Source organism: Desulfosarcina sp., assembly GCF_041551955.1.
Lineage (GTDB): Bacteria > Desulfobacterota > Desulfobacteria > Desulfobacterales > Desulfosarcinaceae > Desulfosarcina.
In genome coordinates this window covers 1-15,986 of sequence record NZ_JBFELV010000074.1, presented here as the reverse complement: position 1 = coordinate 15,986, position 15,986 = coordinate 1, and the positions used below count along the sequence as shown (strand labels likewise).

Below are 15,986 nucleotides of genomic sequence, written 5' to 3'. Positions count from 1 at the left end.
GGCAAGCATGTTGGAGATGGTGTAGGATGGCGTCATCAAATCAATACCACTATGGGTTCCTTAACGGGCATGGCTGTAAGTCGGTTTAAAACCATGAACGATTGATAAGCTCGTAAAAATAACTGAAATTGCCGGCAATGTAAAGTAAAGAAGGCAATGCCCCGACCGGGCGGTTAACACACCTTGCCGTTGACCCGCTTGCCGATTTCCGATAATCAATAGCGCCATCACCCTTACTATACCGTCCAGGAAACCTTCATGACCAGTCATGGCACCTATGCCCTGGTTTTCCGTAGTCCGGTGTCTTTTCAGGCGGTCGCCGGAAAACTCGGGTTGGTGTTTTTATCCAGGGGGTACTGGATCTACGTGGGCAGCGCTTTCGGCCCCGGCGGATTGCACTCTCGGTTGTCCCATCATCTGAAGCCATCCCACCGGCCCCACTGGCATCTGGACTATATCAAGAGCGCCCTGCGTCCGGTAGAAATCTGGACCACCACTGATCCGGTCAAACGCGAGCATGATTGGGCGACGCTTTTTTCCGGCCTCGATGGGGCCTCTCGCCCCATTGAAGGTTTCGGAGCCGCTGACTGCAAATGCCGCTCACACCTGATCCATATGGCCAGACCGCCTGGCTTTTATCGTTTTGAAAAGCAGGTCCGCAGGGTCATACCGGCACATGGTCCACTCAACCGGTTCGCTCTGATCCATGGCGCTAGCATTACCTGAATCGATTGGCGCCAACGCACCGGTTCGGTGCTGCCGGCAACTCCGTCTTTTGGGCTAATGTTCGCATCTCTTGACTTCACCACGGCCTTTGCCTACAGTGCTCACCGATCGACTTTCGCCTGCGGACCCATCCAGGAATTTCCCGATCCACGAGAGGAGGCGCCCCATGACCGATACCGCTGAAAGCATCGATGATCTGAGCCAGGAGCAGACCGCGCGCTTAATCATGGATGTCATGCATCGGACCATCGTCCACTATGCACTCTGGTTCACCGAGATCCGCCACCAGATGGGCATGGAGAAGGCCCTGGAGGCCTTGTCGGTCGCCTCGGAAAAAAGCGTGGGCATTCAACTCAACCGGCTCTCCAAGCTTTTGGGTTTCGACATGCAAGACGGCATCCCGATACCTCTACTGAACCTGCCCAAAAGCGATCTCCTGGCGCTTCTTGACGGCGCGGCCATCAACTGGCTGGCCAATGACGGCGTATGGTTTCAGTCCGTGGAGTTCACCAGCGGCATGAACGACGCCAAACGCTGCAACGACTCATGCTGGGCCCATTTCTCCCCCTTCGAGGCCTGGGCCGTCAAACGATTTTTGGGACTCGGCGAGCAGCCCGGCCTGGAAGGGTTGAAAAAAGCCTTGCGTTTTCGTGTCTACGCCCGGATCAACGTGCAGTCTTTTACCGACGAGGGACCTGACGCCTTCATTTTCTGCATGAACGAATGCCGGGTCCAGCTGGCCCGCAATGGCAAGCAACTGCCCGACTATCCCTGCAAATCAGCCGGTCTGGTGGAGTACTCCTATTTTGCCCGGGCCATCGACCCGCGCATTCGAACCGAATGCATCGCCTGCCCCCCGGATGACCATCCGGCCGATTGGTATTGCGCTTGGCGTTTTTCGCTGAAATAAAGGACGATTAAATGCCCCCCCAAAAAGCAAAAAAGATGTCGGATGCCGGCCACACGCACAAGGCTTACCAGGGCATCCGGCACATGCTGTTTCACAACGAGATCGTACCCGGACAGAAAATCGCTTACCGGGATCTGGCCGAACGGCTGGGCATGAGCCAGACGCCGGTGATCCAGGCGTTGAAGTGGCTTGAATTTCAGGGCCTGGTCCGACATGAGCGCCATCGCGGTTATTACACCGAGCCGATCAGCATCCAGGAAGTGGAGGAGATCTACGACTTTCGGGAGCAGATCGAGCTGGCCCTGCTGCCCCAGACCATGGCCCGATTGGACGATACGGCTGTAAAAAAGCTGGAGGAGGCATTGAATGCCCACCTAAAAGCCTCACGGGAGATCTACCTGTACGGTAGATTGCTCAAGGATATGGAGTTTCACCTGACACTGGCGGGCCTGTCCGGCAACCGGGTTCAGCATCAGACCCTGCGATTGCTGTTCGACCTGCTTTATCTCAAATATGGGGGGAATATTCTTTTTTCCACCTCGATGGACAAAGCGGACACCGCCCACAAAGAATTGTTTGGCCACATTCGCAACAACCAGTTGAATGATGCCAAAACAGTGCTCTCGGGGCACATCAACAGCGTTAAAAATCACGTACTCAGCGGACTTGAACGGCTGATGAAGGAAAAATACAGGGCCGGCTTTTGAACCGCGGCTGCGAACGCACTCTCCGCCGCTTGCCCGCGCGAAGCAGCATAGATCCCGCGCATTGGATTCGTGGGGAGACTTCAATCATCTGCCTGCCAAATCCGATTTTAGCTTCAGCACGGCTAGTTCTTTGGCTTTGGCCTCCACATCCACCGTTATATTCAGATCAAGCCAGCAATCAGGGAAATCCGCCGGATCGATGAAGTCGTGATGAGGCCTGCACGGCCCCTCATCCCAACCGTTCAGTGGGCTGGAGAGATGAAAAAGCGGCTCACGACGCCAGGTAGATATCGCCGCGGCGGTAACCGCTTTTACGCTTTTCCCGTCAGGCCGGCAGCGGTGGTGATGAACATCATAAACAAGGGGAACGCCGGTGGCCGTGCACACGGACAGCAAATCCGCCGGCGTGTATACCCGGTCATCGTTTTCCAGCGTCAACCGACTTTTCACCTTCGGGGATAACCGGTCGATAACCGATGCCAAGCGCCTCAGGGCCGTCCGCTTATCACCGTAAGCCCCGCCGCCGTGGATGTTGATCACGTCGGCAGCCACCCACTCGGCCACCTGGGCATGGTATTCCAAGTCCGCCACCGAGCGGTTGACCACGCCGGCGTCCGGCGAGGAAAGCACCAGAAACTGATCCGGGTGAAAAGAGGTTCGGATGCCGTTGTTCAGGCTGAAGTTCCCGCATTGCTCGAAACGCGCGATGATCTGGTCTCCTTCCGGTAGTTCATGCAGCGCATATCCGGCATCGGGGTGGGTTTTAACGGGCAGGATCTGGCTGTTGATCCGAAAGGCGCCAATGCCATTGTCAGCACAAAATTTCAATGCCTGGTAAAGCGCATCGGCGTTGTGCATACAAATGGACGACAAGTGCCTTGCCCGATCCGCCTCGGTTTTTGACAACAGGTACTTGGCCGTGGTGCGCCGGAACTTGATGGGTGCCTCTCGAAAAATGCAGCAAAGGCCAAGACGGATCATCGAATCACCTCAACATGGATGAGCGGTTTAAATTGAAAGGAATCCTCGAAACCTTGAACCCCGGACATCAACCAATACCGTTGACAGGGTCGTGACGCGTCCCGCCAGACCCCACTCCGCAGGATTGGATGAGAATGTGTTGAAACGTCACTACGCCGTTGCCCTGTCAACCCTTTACCAGGCCCGCTACTGCCTGTTGATCGCCCTGCTGGTCTATTCCGCCAGTTGTCTGGGGGGGTGGATCTATGCCGACAAGCTGGGTTTTTTCCAGCAGGCGGCCAGCAGTCTGGCCGGCAAGTTCGCTGGAAAAGGTGGCCCCGCTTTCATCTTTTCATTGTTTATGCATAACTTGGTGGCCACCTATATCACCATGTGTCTGGTCACCCTGTGGGGCTGGCTTCCCATGGTCACCGCCATCGCAAACGGTCTAATCTTGGGCTGGATCGTGGTGACCACCGGCGTTCCTTCCCTGGCTGATGCCGCCGCCATGCTGGCTCCCCACGGCATGTTTGAATGGCCCGCCATGTTGATCGCCTGGGGCGTTGGTCTCTGGCGCGGCGCAGGGTATCGGTTCAGCACTGATCCCGGAACCTATTTTCAACGCTGGCAACGGTCCAACCAAATTTTTTTTCTGATCGTTCTCCCCCTGCTGCTGCTGGCCGCCATCGTTGAGGGTCGCGGGCATCTTGCCGAATGGTTTCCAGGATAATGAAAAGCCGCCATAAAATTTTCTAATGTCTGCCCTGAAAAGACCGATGTGTTATAGCAGCGCGCCCGATAGCGGGGGCAGCACCCAAAACGGTAGAAAAGGATCGATGAACGATGGCCAGCCTGACCCAGATAATCAAGAAAGTAGACCGGTTGGAGCCCATTCCAACGGTCATCCACAAAGTCCTTGATCTCGCCGACGACCCGGAATCGTCGCTGCGTGACCTGGTGGAGGTGGTCGAGCGGGATCCGGCAATTACCGCCAACCTGCTGAAAACGGTCAACTCCGCCCACTTGGGGTTGCCGGTCAAAGTCGATTCGGTCAGTCAGGCTGTCTCCATGCTGGGATTGCAGCAGGTCGTTGAAATGGTGCTGTCGCAAAACCTGTCCGGCAACCTGCAGCGCCCCCAGAGTGGATATGGCCTGGCCAAAGGGGACCTGTGGCGCCAGAGCCTGGCCGTAGCCATGGTCGCCAGAACCCTTGCCGGCCAGAAGGATTTGATGAGTCTTCCGGCCATCTATACCGCTGCCCTGCTCAAGGATATCGGCAAGGTCATTCTCCACGAGTACGTGGCTGACGAGCTTCCGGCGATCAAAAAACTGGTGGCCGAAAAAAGCATGAGTTTCGTCGAAGCCGAAAAAGCGGTGCTGGGGATCGACCACACGGCACTGGGGGGCATCATCGCCAAACAATGGCATTTCAGCCCCCATATGACCTATATGATCGAAAATCACCACCTACCCGATACAGCCTCGCGAAACGACCCGGCCACCGCCACGCTCTACCTGGCCGACATGGTGGCCATGATGGTGGACACAGGCATCGGCGTCGACCGTCTGGCCTATCATGTATACCAAGATGTCTTCAACGACTTTTTCACCGACAAACAGCAGATCAAAAGCCTCATGATCGTATACAAAAGCTTTAATCGGGTCATTCAAGGTTTCATGGAAGCCGCCTGACCCTGCTCCCCTTGACAAACCTTCATCTCCAATTAGCTTCTTTTGAAACGATCATGAAGAGTGGCGATAGGGACCTGGCCCATTGATCGCCCGGCAACCTGAACGGACAAGGTGCCAATTCCAGCCCCAACAGGAAACATGCGGCCCAATGCCAGAGGCAACGATTCAGCCGCCGCCTTCCCCTTAGAGGCCGCGGCTTTTTTGTTTGCCTATAAAAAGGCCCCCGCCAAACCAAGGAGAATCGAAAATGACCGAATTTATAAGAGGCTTTGCAACCAAAGCGGTGCATGCCGGCCACACGCCGGACCCCACCACCCACTCACGGGCGGTGCCTTTGTACCAGACATCCTCGTTTACCTTTGACAGTTCGAAACATGCCGCCGACCTGTTTGGCCTTCGTCAGTTCGGCAACATTTACACCCGCATCATGAACCCAACGACAGATGTGCTCGAAAAGCGGGTGGCGGAGTTGGAAGGCGGTGTGGGCGCCCTGGCGGTTGCATCCGGGCAGGCGGCGGAGACGCTGACCATGTTGACCCTGGCCCAGGCCGGCGATGAGATCGTCGCCTCGGCAGAGCTATACGGCGGCACGGTCAGCCTGTTTTCCCACACCCTCAAAAAAATGGGCATCACGGTCCGCTTTGTATCCCCTCACGACCTGAAGGCATGGGAGGGCGCCGTCACGAAAAGAACCCAAGCCTTTTTCGTGGAAACCATCGGCAATCCTAAGCTCGACATCATCGACTTGGCGCCCATAGCCGCCATTGGCAATCGCCACGGCATCCCTTTGGTGGTGGACAACACGGTCACGACCCCTTACCTCACCCGGCCTTTCGACCATGGGGCGGCCATCGTGATCCACTCGGCCACCAAGTTTATCGGCGGGCACGGCACCTCCATCGGCGGCGTCATCGTGGATTCAGGTTCATTCGACTGGGCCGCTTCGGGCCGGTTCCCCGATTTCGTCGAACCGGATCCGGCCTACCACGGATTGAAGTTCGTGGAGGCTTTCGGCAACCTGGCGTTTATCCTGCGGGCCCGGGTACTGGGACTGCGGGACATGGGCGCGGCCATGAGCCCCTTCAACGCCTGGATGTTCCTCCAGGGGCTGGAAACCCTGCATTTGAGAATGCAGCGCCACTCGGAAAACGGTATGGCCGTTGCCCGCTTCCTGGAAAACCACGGCTGTGTGTCCTGGGTTCGTTATCCCGGCCTGGAATCGTCGCCAACCTACCCCCTGGTGGAAAAATATCTCGCCAAAGGACAAGGGGCGCTGGTGGGATTCGGGATCAAGGGGGGTCAGGCATCGGCCGTCAAATTCATCGAAAGCCTTCAGCTGTTCAGCCATCTGGCCAATATCGGCGACGCCAAGAGCCTGGTAATCCACCCGGCCTCCACGACCCACGAACAGCTCACCGACGCCGAACAGCAGGCCGCCGGGGTCACCCCGGATTTCATCCGTCTGAGCGTGGGCATCGAGGACATTCAGGATATTGTGGACGATCTGGACAACGCCCTGACGGCCGGCGTGGCCTGCCAGGGGTAGGTGGATACTAAATTTCAGTGATAGGGCGGCACCCACCAGACCGATTCGGCGAATTGAATGCCGATGGACAGCTCTGTTTCCGATTTTAGGATTTCGGTAATCGTGCCCTCCGTGGACTGTTCTCCTGGAATGCCCGGAAACGCGCAGCGCAGGGTAATCGTCTGGTCGAGGTTAAACGCGTTTTCCGCCTCTTCCGAACGCTGAAACACGCAGCGTGCGCCACTTTTGCTGACATCCCGCATAATACCCGTGATGAACTGCCCTCGGTGGATGGCTTCGATATTTGCGGACACGGAGCATTGAATTCGCTTGTGGTCACGCAAATCGAAGGTGTTGACCTCCGTCGGCACCTTGATTCGCCACAGATGGACCGGCCGGTCGAAAATTTCCACAATCGTGGACCGGAATTCGACCATATCGCCTTGAAATTGGCATCTGGCGTGTAAGGGTTCACCTTCTTTTTTCAGCAGCATCGTTTCCGACAACGGGACAACGACAAAGTCGCTGTTGTCTTCGGGACCGATGAAAAGCGCTTCGGTCATTTCACCCTTCTCTTCGTCAACAAACCGCAACAGGGCGCCCCGTTGCAGCTTCAAGCCACCTTTGTCCATACCCATGATTTTTCCTTTGCGATAGACCGGATTATCGTTTGCCACCAATTGTGAAATAATACATATTCATACGGCTGTAAAGCAGATATCTATTTTGATCAATGAGTTACAATCGAAGAAAGGTTTTCGGGAAGGCAGACACGCGTCACAGGTGCCGATGGGGCTGCTTGCCCATCAGATGGGCGTGTTCATGGGTGTGGACGTCAAGCTCCTGGTCAAAGCGGATCCGCCCGCCATCCAAGGTATAGATGTGCTGCGTGGTTTTGGAGAGAAAATCAAATTCGTGGGAAATGAGCACGAAAGAGAGATCCAGTCCGTTGAGAATGTCGATGAGCGTCTCCTTGGTCGCCGAATCCAGGCCGGAGGAGGGTTCGTCCAGCAGCAGCACCTCGGGCTCCATGGCCAGCACCGTGGCCAGGGAAACCAGTCGCTTTTCCCCACCGGACAACTTGTAGGTGACCCGGTCTTCGAAACCGTTTAGACCCAGGAAATCCAAGGTTTTTCTGGCAACGGTCACCGCCGCTTCGCGGGATTTTCCTAAATTCAGCGGTCCGAAGGCCACATCCTCCAGCACGGTGGGAGAAAAAAGCTGGTCGTCGGCGTCCTGAAACAATAGCCCGATGCGCCGGCGAACCTCGATGAAATCGGCCTCAGCTTCCCGCACCTCACCAAACGCCTCGACGGTTCCGGAAAGAGGTCTGAGCAAACCCATGATGATGTGAAACAAGGTGGTCTTGCCGCTTCCGTTGGGGGCCACCAGGCCGATGCGGTCGCCGACATGCAAGTGAAAATCGAGGTCGTTGAGGACCAGCGGCCCGCCTGGGTAAGCGTAGCGGATCTTGGACAGGTTAAAAATAACGGGACTCATGGATTGGCGCCTTGCGATGGATTGGAACCGGCCTGCATCGGGAAATGACAGCTGCCTTGTACCATGGGCTCACGGATCGCATCAACTCATTTCACCCACTCCAGCGTCACCAGCAAGGCCAGCGAAAGGCTGACGCCAAGGCCAAAAATGGGGTTCAGGGGATTGGGTGGAAACGCGCGAAGACTTACAAACCGGCCGTTGAAACCGCGACAGATCATAGCGTTGTGCACCCGCCGGGCGCGCTCCGAAGCCCTGACGAAGAGCATGCCCACCAGGTAGGCATAGGTGCGGTAGCTGTGCAGGTTGGTCTTCGCATGGAAATTGCGGATCTTCATCGCCCGCACCAGGCGCTGGTATTCCTGCTCGATGACGAACAGGTAGCGATAGGTGATCAAAAGCAGATGCACCATCTTGTCCGGCAGCCACAGGCGGTTCAGGGCGTGGCCGAGGGTGTCCACGGTCATGGTGGCCACCAGGGCCATGAAGGCCACCATCAGGCAGACGGTCTTCAGACTGATCTGGGCACACAGGGTCACACCCGGGCGGGTGATGGTCAGCGGTCCCAAGGCAGCCAGCGCATCCCCTTCATAGGACCAGGGCAGCACCGCCCACAGCAGCAGCAGAAAGACGGCCGGCGCCAAAAGGCGCTGCAGAACCGTCTGAACATATAGCCGGGCCGACAATGCCATGCAAAACGACAGGATCAGGGCGAAGAACAGCGCTGTAAAGTCGTAGGAAACGGCCACCACCACGGCAAACGCCGCGGCGCCGACCACCCGCAACCGGGGGTCGATGCCGTGTACCCACGAGGAGCCCTCGGCAAAAGATTCTCGGATCATGGACGACGGGGCTCCTTTCGGTAGCGCACATAGGCGCCCAGCCCAACCAGGCCGATAATGTAGCCGATGCCGCCGACAATGTCAGCCATCGTGGTTTTTTTTTCCTGGGATGCGGCGACCATTCGGACCAGGGGCTTGATCTTCTCTTCGAGCTGACGGGCGACAATGGCCTCGATGTCCCGGGCTGTCAAATCCGGACCCACTGTTGATGGAACCGACGCCCGGGGTGCCTCCAAGAATGCCGGATCAGGCGGTGAGGCCTGTGTTGCGCGCGGGGTGCGTTCTGCCTGGCCCAGATCAGCGGCGGAAAGCAGCCACGAATTCTGGTGCCCCATACCGGCGGTGAGCACGATCTTCAAATCGGTGATCGACGGCGCCTGAAAAGCAAACTCCCCGTGGTCATCGGTCCGGCCCTCCAGCAGCAGGTTTCCGCTGCTGTCAAACACCTCCACTTTGCCCGCTTTGACCATTTTGCCGCCGCTGAACTTGCTTTGCGTGAAGACCCGGTCCCCTTCGGCCCATGCGAAAACAGTCACCTTGTGGGCATGGGCGGCATGAGGGGCAGCAAAGCAGCAGAGCAACGTCACGGCCAATCCGGCAGCCAATCGTTTCATATCCTTTTCCTTTAACTCACCTTTTTGCCTGTTGCCCGACCGCAGCATCATAGCCGGGCAGCATCTCTGGTTTGACTTTCTTTAAAAAGGCCACGCAAAAGACCGTGACAATCCCCTCGATAGCCATCACCGGTAGGTGGGCGGTTACCACCAGGCCGGCCACCTCGAGAAAACTGCCTTCCGTGAACATCAGGCTGACACCCGCCAGAACCGCGCCAAGAAAAACGGAGCCGGCACCGCAGGCAAAGGCCGCCGGCACGGCGATCCGCGACGGCTTCAGGACAAACGGGCCGAACAGGTGGTAGCAGAGGACCGCCGGCAGAGCCATGATCACGGTGTTGACACCCAGGGTGGTGATTCCCCCGTATTGAAACATCATGGCCTGAAGCAACAGGGCCGTCAGAATCGCGGGGAAGGCCGCCCACCCCAACAACAGCCCCACGATGCCGTTTAAGATCAGGTGAACACTGGACGGTCCCACCGGCACATGGATCAGCGATGCCACGAAAAAAGCGGAAGAAAGCATTCCGGCCTGGGCCACCCGGTCCAACTCCAGTTTTTTCAGGCCGATAGCCGTACCGGCCAGGGCCACGGCCGCCCCGGCAACCAGCACCGGCCCGCTCAAGACACCTTCGGAAATGTGCATCGTCAATTATTTCCAATCGTGAAAGTATACCCAGATCACGGCACCCATCTCCACATCCTTGTCTTTGCCGTCGTGCTTGATGGTGTAGTCTGCTGTGTTCAAGGCGGCAAACCCCCACCATCCTGAAACAGGTGCGGCATAGGTAAAAACGCCGTTGCCGTCGGCCTTGACGGTCTGGGTAACCATATAGTCCGTGGGGGCGTGGGCGGTCTTATCCCGGTTGTAAAACTCCACTTCCACATCCGCATAGGCAACCGGTTTGCCGTCCATTTTAACAATTCCTTGGAACACATTGCCTGCATAGAGGCCGTATGGTTTGGAAAGGGGCACGATTTCGGTTTTCAAGCCCAGCTCCGCATCCCAGCCCTCGTCATCGCCGAAAGCGGTAACCACGGTTTTGGTCAGGTGCACGATGAAGCAGTCTTCGGCCGGCTCCCAGTATGGTTGGGGCTCCATGTAGAACATATATACGCCGGGGCGTTTGATGGGGTACTCGGCAGTCCAGGCCGCATGATCCATCACCCTGGCAGGCTTCAGCATACCTAGCAGTTCCTCGTTTTTTCCGTTGACCGACACCGCAAAGACCGTGGGCTTTTCCAGCGCCATGCCGACCATTTCCATGGGGTGGGAAAAAGAGAGGGTTAAATTGACCGTGCGGCTGTCCGCCTGCATCACCATATTGTCAGAAGGAATCAGCATGCCGAAATGAGCCATGGCCGGGCAGGTAAACAGGACCACAGACGCTACGATGGCTAATCTTACACCCGCTTTGAATGAACGCATCGGTCTCCTCCGTTTCTCGTAATATGTCATACTATGGGTTGTGACTCAAATCGATTGGCCAATTATAGATTAGGCGCCGACATCAACGGATCCATCCGTCGGCCGGCTGAAGAAACAAAAAAAGCCACGACGTCGACCGTCCTTCTGGACGGATACCTTCGTGGCCTGGGTGAATGGATTGTTCGCTTTTTTAGGTGCAAAAGACAAGCTTCAGCCTGTCCGTTTCTTATGAGCCGTATCGCAAATTATCGCGACGGTCAAGCTGTTTTTGCGCATCCCGTTGCGGCGGTAAAAGGCTATCCAGGCCCTGCTGTCGAATGTACTTTGACTGCAGGATATGATAAATGAAGGGGTGTAAAACCCTTACCGACTGCTGCTTGCCGAGCCGACGCCCATAGGAGAACTGTGTTAAATCCAGCCGATACCGCCCATCTGATCGTTTTCGGCCGATACCCACGCGTCGGAGTGACCAAAACCCGCCTGATCCCTGCCTTAGGTCCGGCCGGTGCTGCGGCACTTCAGAAACGACTGGCCGAAAAAACCGTGGCAACCGCCCGCCAGGCGTCGATGCGGATCGGTGCCCGTCTGGTGTTCTGCCATGACGGCGGCAGTGAGCAACTGCTTTGCCAATGGCTGGGCGGCGGGCCCATTCGTTATCTGGCCCAGGCCGCCGGTGGTTTAGGCCGTCGCATGCACCTGGCCATGCTAAGCGCCTTTGATGCGGGTGCCCGCCGGGTGGTGCTGGTTGGGACGGACGCTCCCGGGCTGACGACTGAAATAGTGGAGGAGGCCTTCAACGCGCTGCATGAAAAGGACCTGGTGTTTGGGCCAAGCATCGATGGCGGCTATTGGCTGGTGGGCATGGCAAAACCCGAAAACATCTTCGGGGGCATCGTGTGGTCCAGGCCGGATGTATTGGAAAAATCCCTGGCCTTGGCCCGGAAAAAAGGGATGACGCTTCATTTGCTGGCGCCGTTGAATGATTTGGACACGCCGGACGATTTGGCCCGTGAACGGGGAAGCATGCATGTGCCGACGCCCTACCTGTCGGTGATCATTCCCACGCTCGATGAGGCACGGCAACTGCCCCGAACCCTGGCCGCCGCCGCATCCCCCGATGTGGAGGTCATCGTCTCCGACGGTGGCAGCACGGACCACACCGTGCAAATTGCCAGCTCCCTCGGCGCCCGCATCGTCTCGGGTCGACGGGGCCGGGCCGGTCAGCAAAACCGGGGAGCGGCCGCCGCGCGAGGCGAGGTGCTGCTGTTTCTCCACGCGGATACCCGGCTGCCCCGTAATTATGTGGATCATGTGTTCGACATCATGATGGACCGGCGCACCCGACTGGGGGCGTTTCGCTTTGCAACGGACCTCCATTACCCTTCCATGCGATGGATTGCCTTTTTCACCAACCTGCGTGCCGGCTGGCTCAAGCTGCCTTACGGCGACCAGGGGCTGTTCCTGCGTCAACGTGATTTCGCCGCGGTTGGCGGTTTCCCGGAAGTGCCCATCGCCGAAGACCTCTACCTGGTTCGCCGGATGGCCCGCCATGGCCGCATCGCCATAGCTCCGGCCGCAGCGGTCACCTCCGGTCGACGCTGGCGGCGCTTGGGGCCAATGCGAACCACGCTGATCAATACCATCCTTGCCGTCGGCATTCTTGCCGGTGTTGCGCCAGAGCGGCTGGCGCCACTGTATCGATTGCCGGCCCAAAAGGCCAACCCATGAAAAGACTACAGCGATCGCCCAGAAAAAGAAAACCCGAACCAGGCAAAAAACCGAGCCTGCTGGTTGCCGTGGTGGCCAATGAAAAAGGTGAGATCTTCGACCTGGAGGGATTTGCCGCCGTGGGTGCCGACGGACCGCTGCTGTCGCCGATGACAACGGAAGACACCATCGAATTGCCTTACGGCAGTGAATTGATGTTCCTGCCGGACCGGTCGCCCGTGGTCATGGATCTGGAAACCGGACGGATCAAACCCGTCGACCGAAACCCCTATGCCCCGGACGAACGAATTTATCCGGTGGCGGCCTTTAACTCTCCCGGCGTGGTGCTGACCCGAACCTGCCCCTATGAAGAGCGCCCCGGTGCAGCTATTCTACCCCTGTTTTCCTATGGTGCGGTTGGCTGGCATAGCCAGGGATTCAGATCGGCGGGCATCGTGGTGGACGCGGAACCCCGCCAGGACCTTCGTCGGATGCCCAGGGAAAAGGTCGTGTCCGGCGTCGAACAGATGCGAAGTCGGTTGCCAGACAACCGTCTGGTGAGGCATCTGGAGCACTGCGCGTTGACATACGGCTGTCCGGCAGGCAAGAATTTCTTCTTAGGCCGTTACGAGGCGCCCCTGCCCACTTCTCGCGCCTGCAATGCCCGCTGCCTGGGCTGCATCTCACTGCAGCACAACGATCGGTTAACCAGCAGTCAGAACCGCATCGCCTTCTCCCCGTCGGTTGAAGAGATCGTCGACGTGGCCCTGGCCCACATTGCGCGCGTAGAAAACAGTGTGGTGAGCTTCGGTCAGGGATGCGAAGGCGATCCGCTCATGGCGGCAGGAACCATCGGCCCGGCCATTGCCCGGATCCGTGAAAAAACGGCACAAGGTACCATCAACCTGAATTCCAACGCCAGCCTGCCGCACCTGCTTGCACCGCTTCTGGATGCAGGCCTGGACAGTCTCCGCGTAAGCATGAATTCGGTTCGGGAAGCCTGCTACACCGCCTATTTTCGCCCTAAGGGATATCGCTTTTCACACGTCGTGGAAAGCATCGACCTAGCCATCGCCAAAGGCAGGCACGTGGCCATCAACTATCTCAACTGTCCGGGCTTTACCGACAGTCCCGAAGAAGCGGCGGCGTTGTTTGTCTTTTTGGAGAAGCACCCGGTGCACCAGATTCAATGGCGCAACCTCAACTTCGATCCCCAGCGCTATCTCCAGGCAATGAACGCCGTCACGCCCCTCGGCCCGCCCGTGGGAATGGCGCCGCTGCTGAAAATGATCCGCAACCGCTTTCCCGATCTTCAGTACGGCTATTTCAACCCGCCGAAGGAGCATTTTCAAAACGGCCCGGATGCGGCGATAAAGAAAACCAAGCCATGACATGAGGGCCGTAAAAAAATGGGTGATTCCGACGGTTCCGTAAGAAGTTCGAGATTAAGGCTTGCAAATCCAGAGGAACGAGGCGTACTTGAAGTACGCCGCAGTGAAGAGGGATGAAGCGTAACGCAGATATCGGACTTCTTACGGAACCGTCATGAAATGGATTGCCGCAAAAGTAACCTTCGACAGCCCGGTCGGATCTCTGGCGACAGACCTGGTGGCCGATATCTTCTACGATCTGGACCTGAAGGGCGTCGTCGTGGACGACCCGGACGTGGATCCAGAGCAGGACTGGGGTGATGATGCCGTTTCCCCCCCGGAAACGCCCGGCGTCACGGGCTATTTTGCGGACACGCAAGGTTCGGGCGACAAGTGCAAAACGCTTGAAGCATCACTGCAGCGACTGGCGCGCGTCGCCCGCATCAACACCCGTGTTGAATACACCCGCATCGACGAGCAGGACTGGGCCGAGGCCTGGAAGGAGTACTTCTGGCCGGAGAAAATCACCGACACCATCGTGGTTAAGCCCACCTGGCGGGACTACACGGCCGGTCCGCAGGAGATCATTCTGGAGATTGACCCGGGAATGGCCTTTGGCACCGGCACCCATGCCACCACAGCCCTGTGCATCCACATGATCCAGGCCCATCTCAAACCCGGTGACGCCTTTTTAGACGTGGGCACCGGATCGGGCATCCTGATGATCGCTGCCGCCAAACTGGGGGCAGGTACCGTCTGCGGCGTGGACAACGACGAGGTGGCCGTGGCCGTGGCCGAAAAAAACCTGCTGGCCAACCAGATTGACCGCAAGGAGTTCACCCTCTCCTTTGGCAACCTCGTAGACGGGGTGAACCGGACCGTCGATGTGGTGGCCGCCAACATCCTGGCCGAAGTCATCTTGGAATTACTACCGGATGTGACTGCCGTGCTGAAGCAAAACGGCATACTCATCTGTTCCGGAATTATCACGGCCAAAAAAGCCGCCGTGTTTTCAGGTCTGCAGGAACAGGGTTTCACGGTGGTTGAGGTGCTGGAAAAGGAGGGTTGGGTGGCCATGGCGGCCCGACGAACAGAGGTCGGATAACCGAAGACAGACCACAGCTTTAAACCACGCCGAGCATTTCCCGTCCCTCAATCTCCCGATATGCATTTTTTTCCGCACAAAGGAGTATAACCTCCCGGACCTTGAAAAACTGGGTGACGACCCCAAGGTTCGGCTTGTAGAAGTAGGGGATACTGATGATCTCCATCGTCTTCGACTGCTATTTACCAGACAGGGTGGCGACTGGTTGGTGGATCGTGCGGTGCTTGAACGGTTCAGTGGAATGGGATTTGATGAGTGATGAATGTTTTTATTGATTGGCATTTTGTTCAGGCAAGAAGTATCAGAAAAACCCTCCTGCAAAAAATGATGAGCTTAAACAATAAATCAGACATAGATCAATATTAGCTATTATAATCAAAGGTTTCAAAAGTTAAGATCTGATTGAAAAACATAGCAGATATCAAAAGGTTTCCAATTCGTTTGTTTTGATTTGGATATTCAAAACTTCATTTTCAAAACTTTCATTTCTTCCGCTATTCATTTCAACATCGTTTTGAAGATCGCTCCGCGGATCCAAGACCATAGCGACTGGCGATGTACTTCTCATCGGTATAAAGGCCACCTGGTTTTTTTCCAGCACACTTTTCACTTTCTCCTGTTTTCACAAATATAGGGCGACTGCGGCGAACATGCCGTTCCAGATCTTGCGCACGTCGTCGTAGTCCGCGTCGCCGGGAAAGAGCACATCCCCCCGGAAGTGCGCTTTGAACTCATCAACCTTTGCTTTTTCTAACTGCTTCATGGTTGGCTTCTTTGTTTGCGTCTAACAATGATTAGATAGCGGATGGAGGGATGCCTGCAGAACCATTTCGGCATCGAAGGGGAACAGAAACTTGAATAGTATCAGCCAAATTTTAGCTACAAATTAGCCTAATTATGAT

Annotated in this window: 19 protein-coding genes and 1 riboswitch; of the genes, 9 read left to right on the top strand and 10 right to left on the bottom strand. The window is 56.8% G+C overall.

Translation table 11 applies throughout. From position 1 onward, the window contains the following. Positions 1-258 precede the first annotated feature (258 nt). The 3 genes from ABYV26_RS08135 to ABYV26_RS08125 all read left to right on the top strand — a co-directional run bounded on the left by ABYV26_RS08135 (position 259) and on the right by ABYV26_RS08125 (position 2,343). Entirely contained in the window at positions 259-726 is a 468-nt protein-coding gene (locus tag ABYV26_RS08135) for a DUF123 domain-containing protein (protein ID WP_372679902.1), read from the top strand. Between the two features lie 166 nt (positions 727-892). Next, complete coding sequence (locus tag ABYV26_RS08130; RefSeq protein WP_372679901.1) at positions 893-1,636, top strand: DUF6125 family protein; 744 nt, start codon at positions 893-895, stop codon at positions 1,634-1,636. Positions 1,637-1,647: 11 nt separating this feature from the next. Further along, entirely contained in the window at positions 1,648-2,343 is a 696-nt protein-coding gene (locus ABYV26_RS08125; protein WP_372679899.1) for a GntR family transcriptional regulator, read from the top strand. A gap of 84 nt (positions 2,344-2,427) precedes the next feature. Here the strand turns inward: ABYV26_RS08125 and uvsE are convergent, their stop codons facing one another. Beyond that, positions 2,428-3,324, bottom strand: a complete 897-nt coding sequence (gene uvsE / locus ABYV26_RS08120; RefSeq protein WP_372679897.1) for a UV DNA damage repair endonuclease UvsE — start codon at positions 3,322-3,324, stop codon at positions 2,428-2,430. A 139-nt stretch (positions 3,325-3,463) separates the two neighbouring features. Between uvsE and ABYV26_RS08115 the strand changes: the two genes are divergently transcribed. From ABYV26_RS08115 to ABYV26_RS08105, 3 genes are all read left to right on the top strand, one after another. Further along, on the top strand, positions 3,464-4,033 hold the full coding sequence (locus ABYV26_RS08115; protein ID WP_372679895.1) for a stage II sporulation protein M: 570 nt from the start codon (positions 3,464-3,466) through the stop codon (positions 4,031-4,033). Positions 4,034-4,146: 113 nt separating this feature from the next. Then, positions 4,147-4,995: an HDOD domain-containing protein gene (locus tag ABYV26_RS08110; protein WP_372679893.1), complete on the top strand. Its 849-nt coding sequence runs from the start codon at positions 4,147-4,149 to the stop codon at positions 4,993-4,995. A 48-nt stretch (positions 4,996-5,043) separates the two neighbouring features. Then, a riboswitch (SAM riboswitch) is annotated at positions 5,044-5,138 on the top strand. A gap of 104 nt (positions 5,139-5,242) precedes the next feature. Continuing rightward, entirely contained in the window at positions 5,243-6,541 is a 1,299-nt protein-coding gene (locus ABYV26_RS08105) for an O-acetylhomoserine aminocarboxypropyltransferase/cysteine synthase family protein (RefSeq protein ID WP_372679891.1), read from the top strand. Positions 6,542-6,555: 14 nt separating this feature from the next. Here ABYV26_RS08105 and ABYV26_RS08100 read toward each other — a convergent pair whose 3' ends face one another. From ABYV26_RS08100 to ABYV26_RS08075, 6 genes are all read right to left on the bottom strand, one after another. Then, a complete protein-coding gene (locus ABYV26_RS08100) occupies positions 6,556-7,158 on the bottom strand; it encodes a PilZ domain-containing protein (RefSeq protein ID WP_372679889.1) in 603 nt (200 codons plus the stop codon). 139 nt (positions 7,159-7,297) lie between these two features. Beyond that, positions 7,298-8,020: an energy-coupling factor ABC transporter ATP-binding protein gene (locus ABYV26_RS08095; RefSeq protein WP_372679887.1), complete on the bottom strand. Its 723-nt coding sequence runs from the start codon at positions 8,018-8,020 to the stop codon at positions 7,298-7,300. 86 nt (positions 8,021-8,106) lie between these two features. Next, a complete protein-coding gene (cbiQ, locus tag ABYV26_RS08090) occupies positions 8,107-8,859 on the bottom strand; it encodes a cobalt ECF transporter T component CbiQ (protein ID WP_372679885.1) in 753 nt (250 codons plus the stop codon). Continuing rightward, positions 8,856-9,473, bottom strand: a complete 618-nt coding sequence (locus ABYV26_RS08085; protein WP_372679883.1) for a hypothetical protein — start codon at positions 9,471-9,473, stop codon at positions 8,856-8,858. Before ABYV26_RS08085 ends, cbiQ begins: the two co-directional genes overlap by 4 nt. A 16-nt stretch (positions 9,474-9,489) precedes the next feature. After that, positions 9,490-10,119, bottom strand: a complete 630-nt coding sequence (gene cbiM, locus ABYV26_RS08080) for a cobalt transporter CbiM (RefSeq protein ID WP_372679881.1) — start codon at positions 10,117-10,119, stop codon at positions 9,490-9,492. Between the two features lie 6 nt (positions 10,120-10,125). After that, complete coding sequence (locus tag ABYV26_RS08075) at positions 10,126-10,833, bottom strand: DUF4198 domain-containing protein (RefSeq protein WP_372679904.1); 708 nt, start codon at positions 10,831-10,833, stop codon at positions 10,126-10,128. A gap of 474 nt (positions 10,834-11,307) precedes the next feature. On the opposite strand from ABYV26_RS08075, the gene ABYV26_RS08070 reads away from it, so the two are divergent. The 3 genes from ABYV26_RS08070 to prmA all read left to right on the top strand — a co-directional run bounded on the left by ABYV26_RS08070 (position 11,308) and on the right by prmA (position 15,084). Beyond that, positions 11,308-12,630, top strand: a complete 1,323-nt coding sequence (locus ABYV26_RS08070) for a TIGR04283 family arsenosugar biosynthesis glycosyltransferase (protein WP_372679879.1) — start codon at positions 11,308-11,310, stop codon at positions 12,628-12,630. Then, the gene (locus ABYV26_RS08065; RefSeq protein ID WP_372679877.1) at positions 12,627-14,000 is read left to right on the top strand and encodes a radical SAM protein; all 1,374 of its coding nucleotides are present in this window, start codon (positions 12,627-12,629) and stop codon (positions 13,998-14,000) included. The genes ABYV26_RS08070 and ABYV26_RS08065 overlap by 4 nt, the downstream gene beginning before the upstream one ends. A gap of 154 nt (positions 14,001-14,154) precedes the next feature. Beyond that, entirely contained in the window at positions 14,155-15,084 is a 930-nt protein-coding gene (gene prmA, locus ABYV26_RS08060; RefSeq protein WP_372679875.1) for a 50S ribosomal protein L11 methyltransferase, read from the top strand. 19 nt (positions 15,085-15,103) lie between these two features. On the opposite strand, the gene ABYV26_RS08055 is transcribed toward prmA, so the two are convergent. The 3 genes from ABYV26_RS08055 to ABYV26_RS08045 form a co-directional block, all read right to left on the bottom strand. Beyond that, complete coding sequence (locus ABYV26_RS08055) at positions 15,104-15,250, bottom strand: hypothetical protein (RefSeq protein ID WP_372679873.1); 147 nt, start codon at positions 15,248-15,250, stop codon at positions 15,104-15,106. Between the two features lie 255 nt (positions 15,251-15,505). Beyond that, positions 15,506-15,694 (bottom strand): hypothetical protein, encoded by a 189-nt coding sequence (locus tag ABYV26_RS08050; protein WP_372679871.1) that lies wholly within the window; start codon positions 15,692-15,694, stop codon positions 15,506-15,508. A 12-nt stretch (positions 15,695-15,706) separates the two neighbouring features. Next, entirely contained in the window at positions 15,707-15,847 is a 141-nt protein-coding gene (locus tag ABYV26_RS08045) for a hypothetical protein (protein ID WP_372679869.1), read from the bottom strand. Positions 15,848-15,986 lie beyond the last annotated feature (139 nt).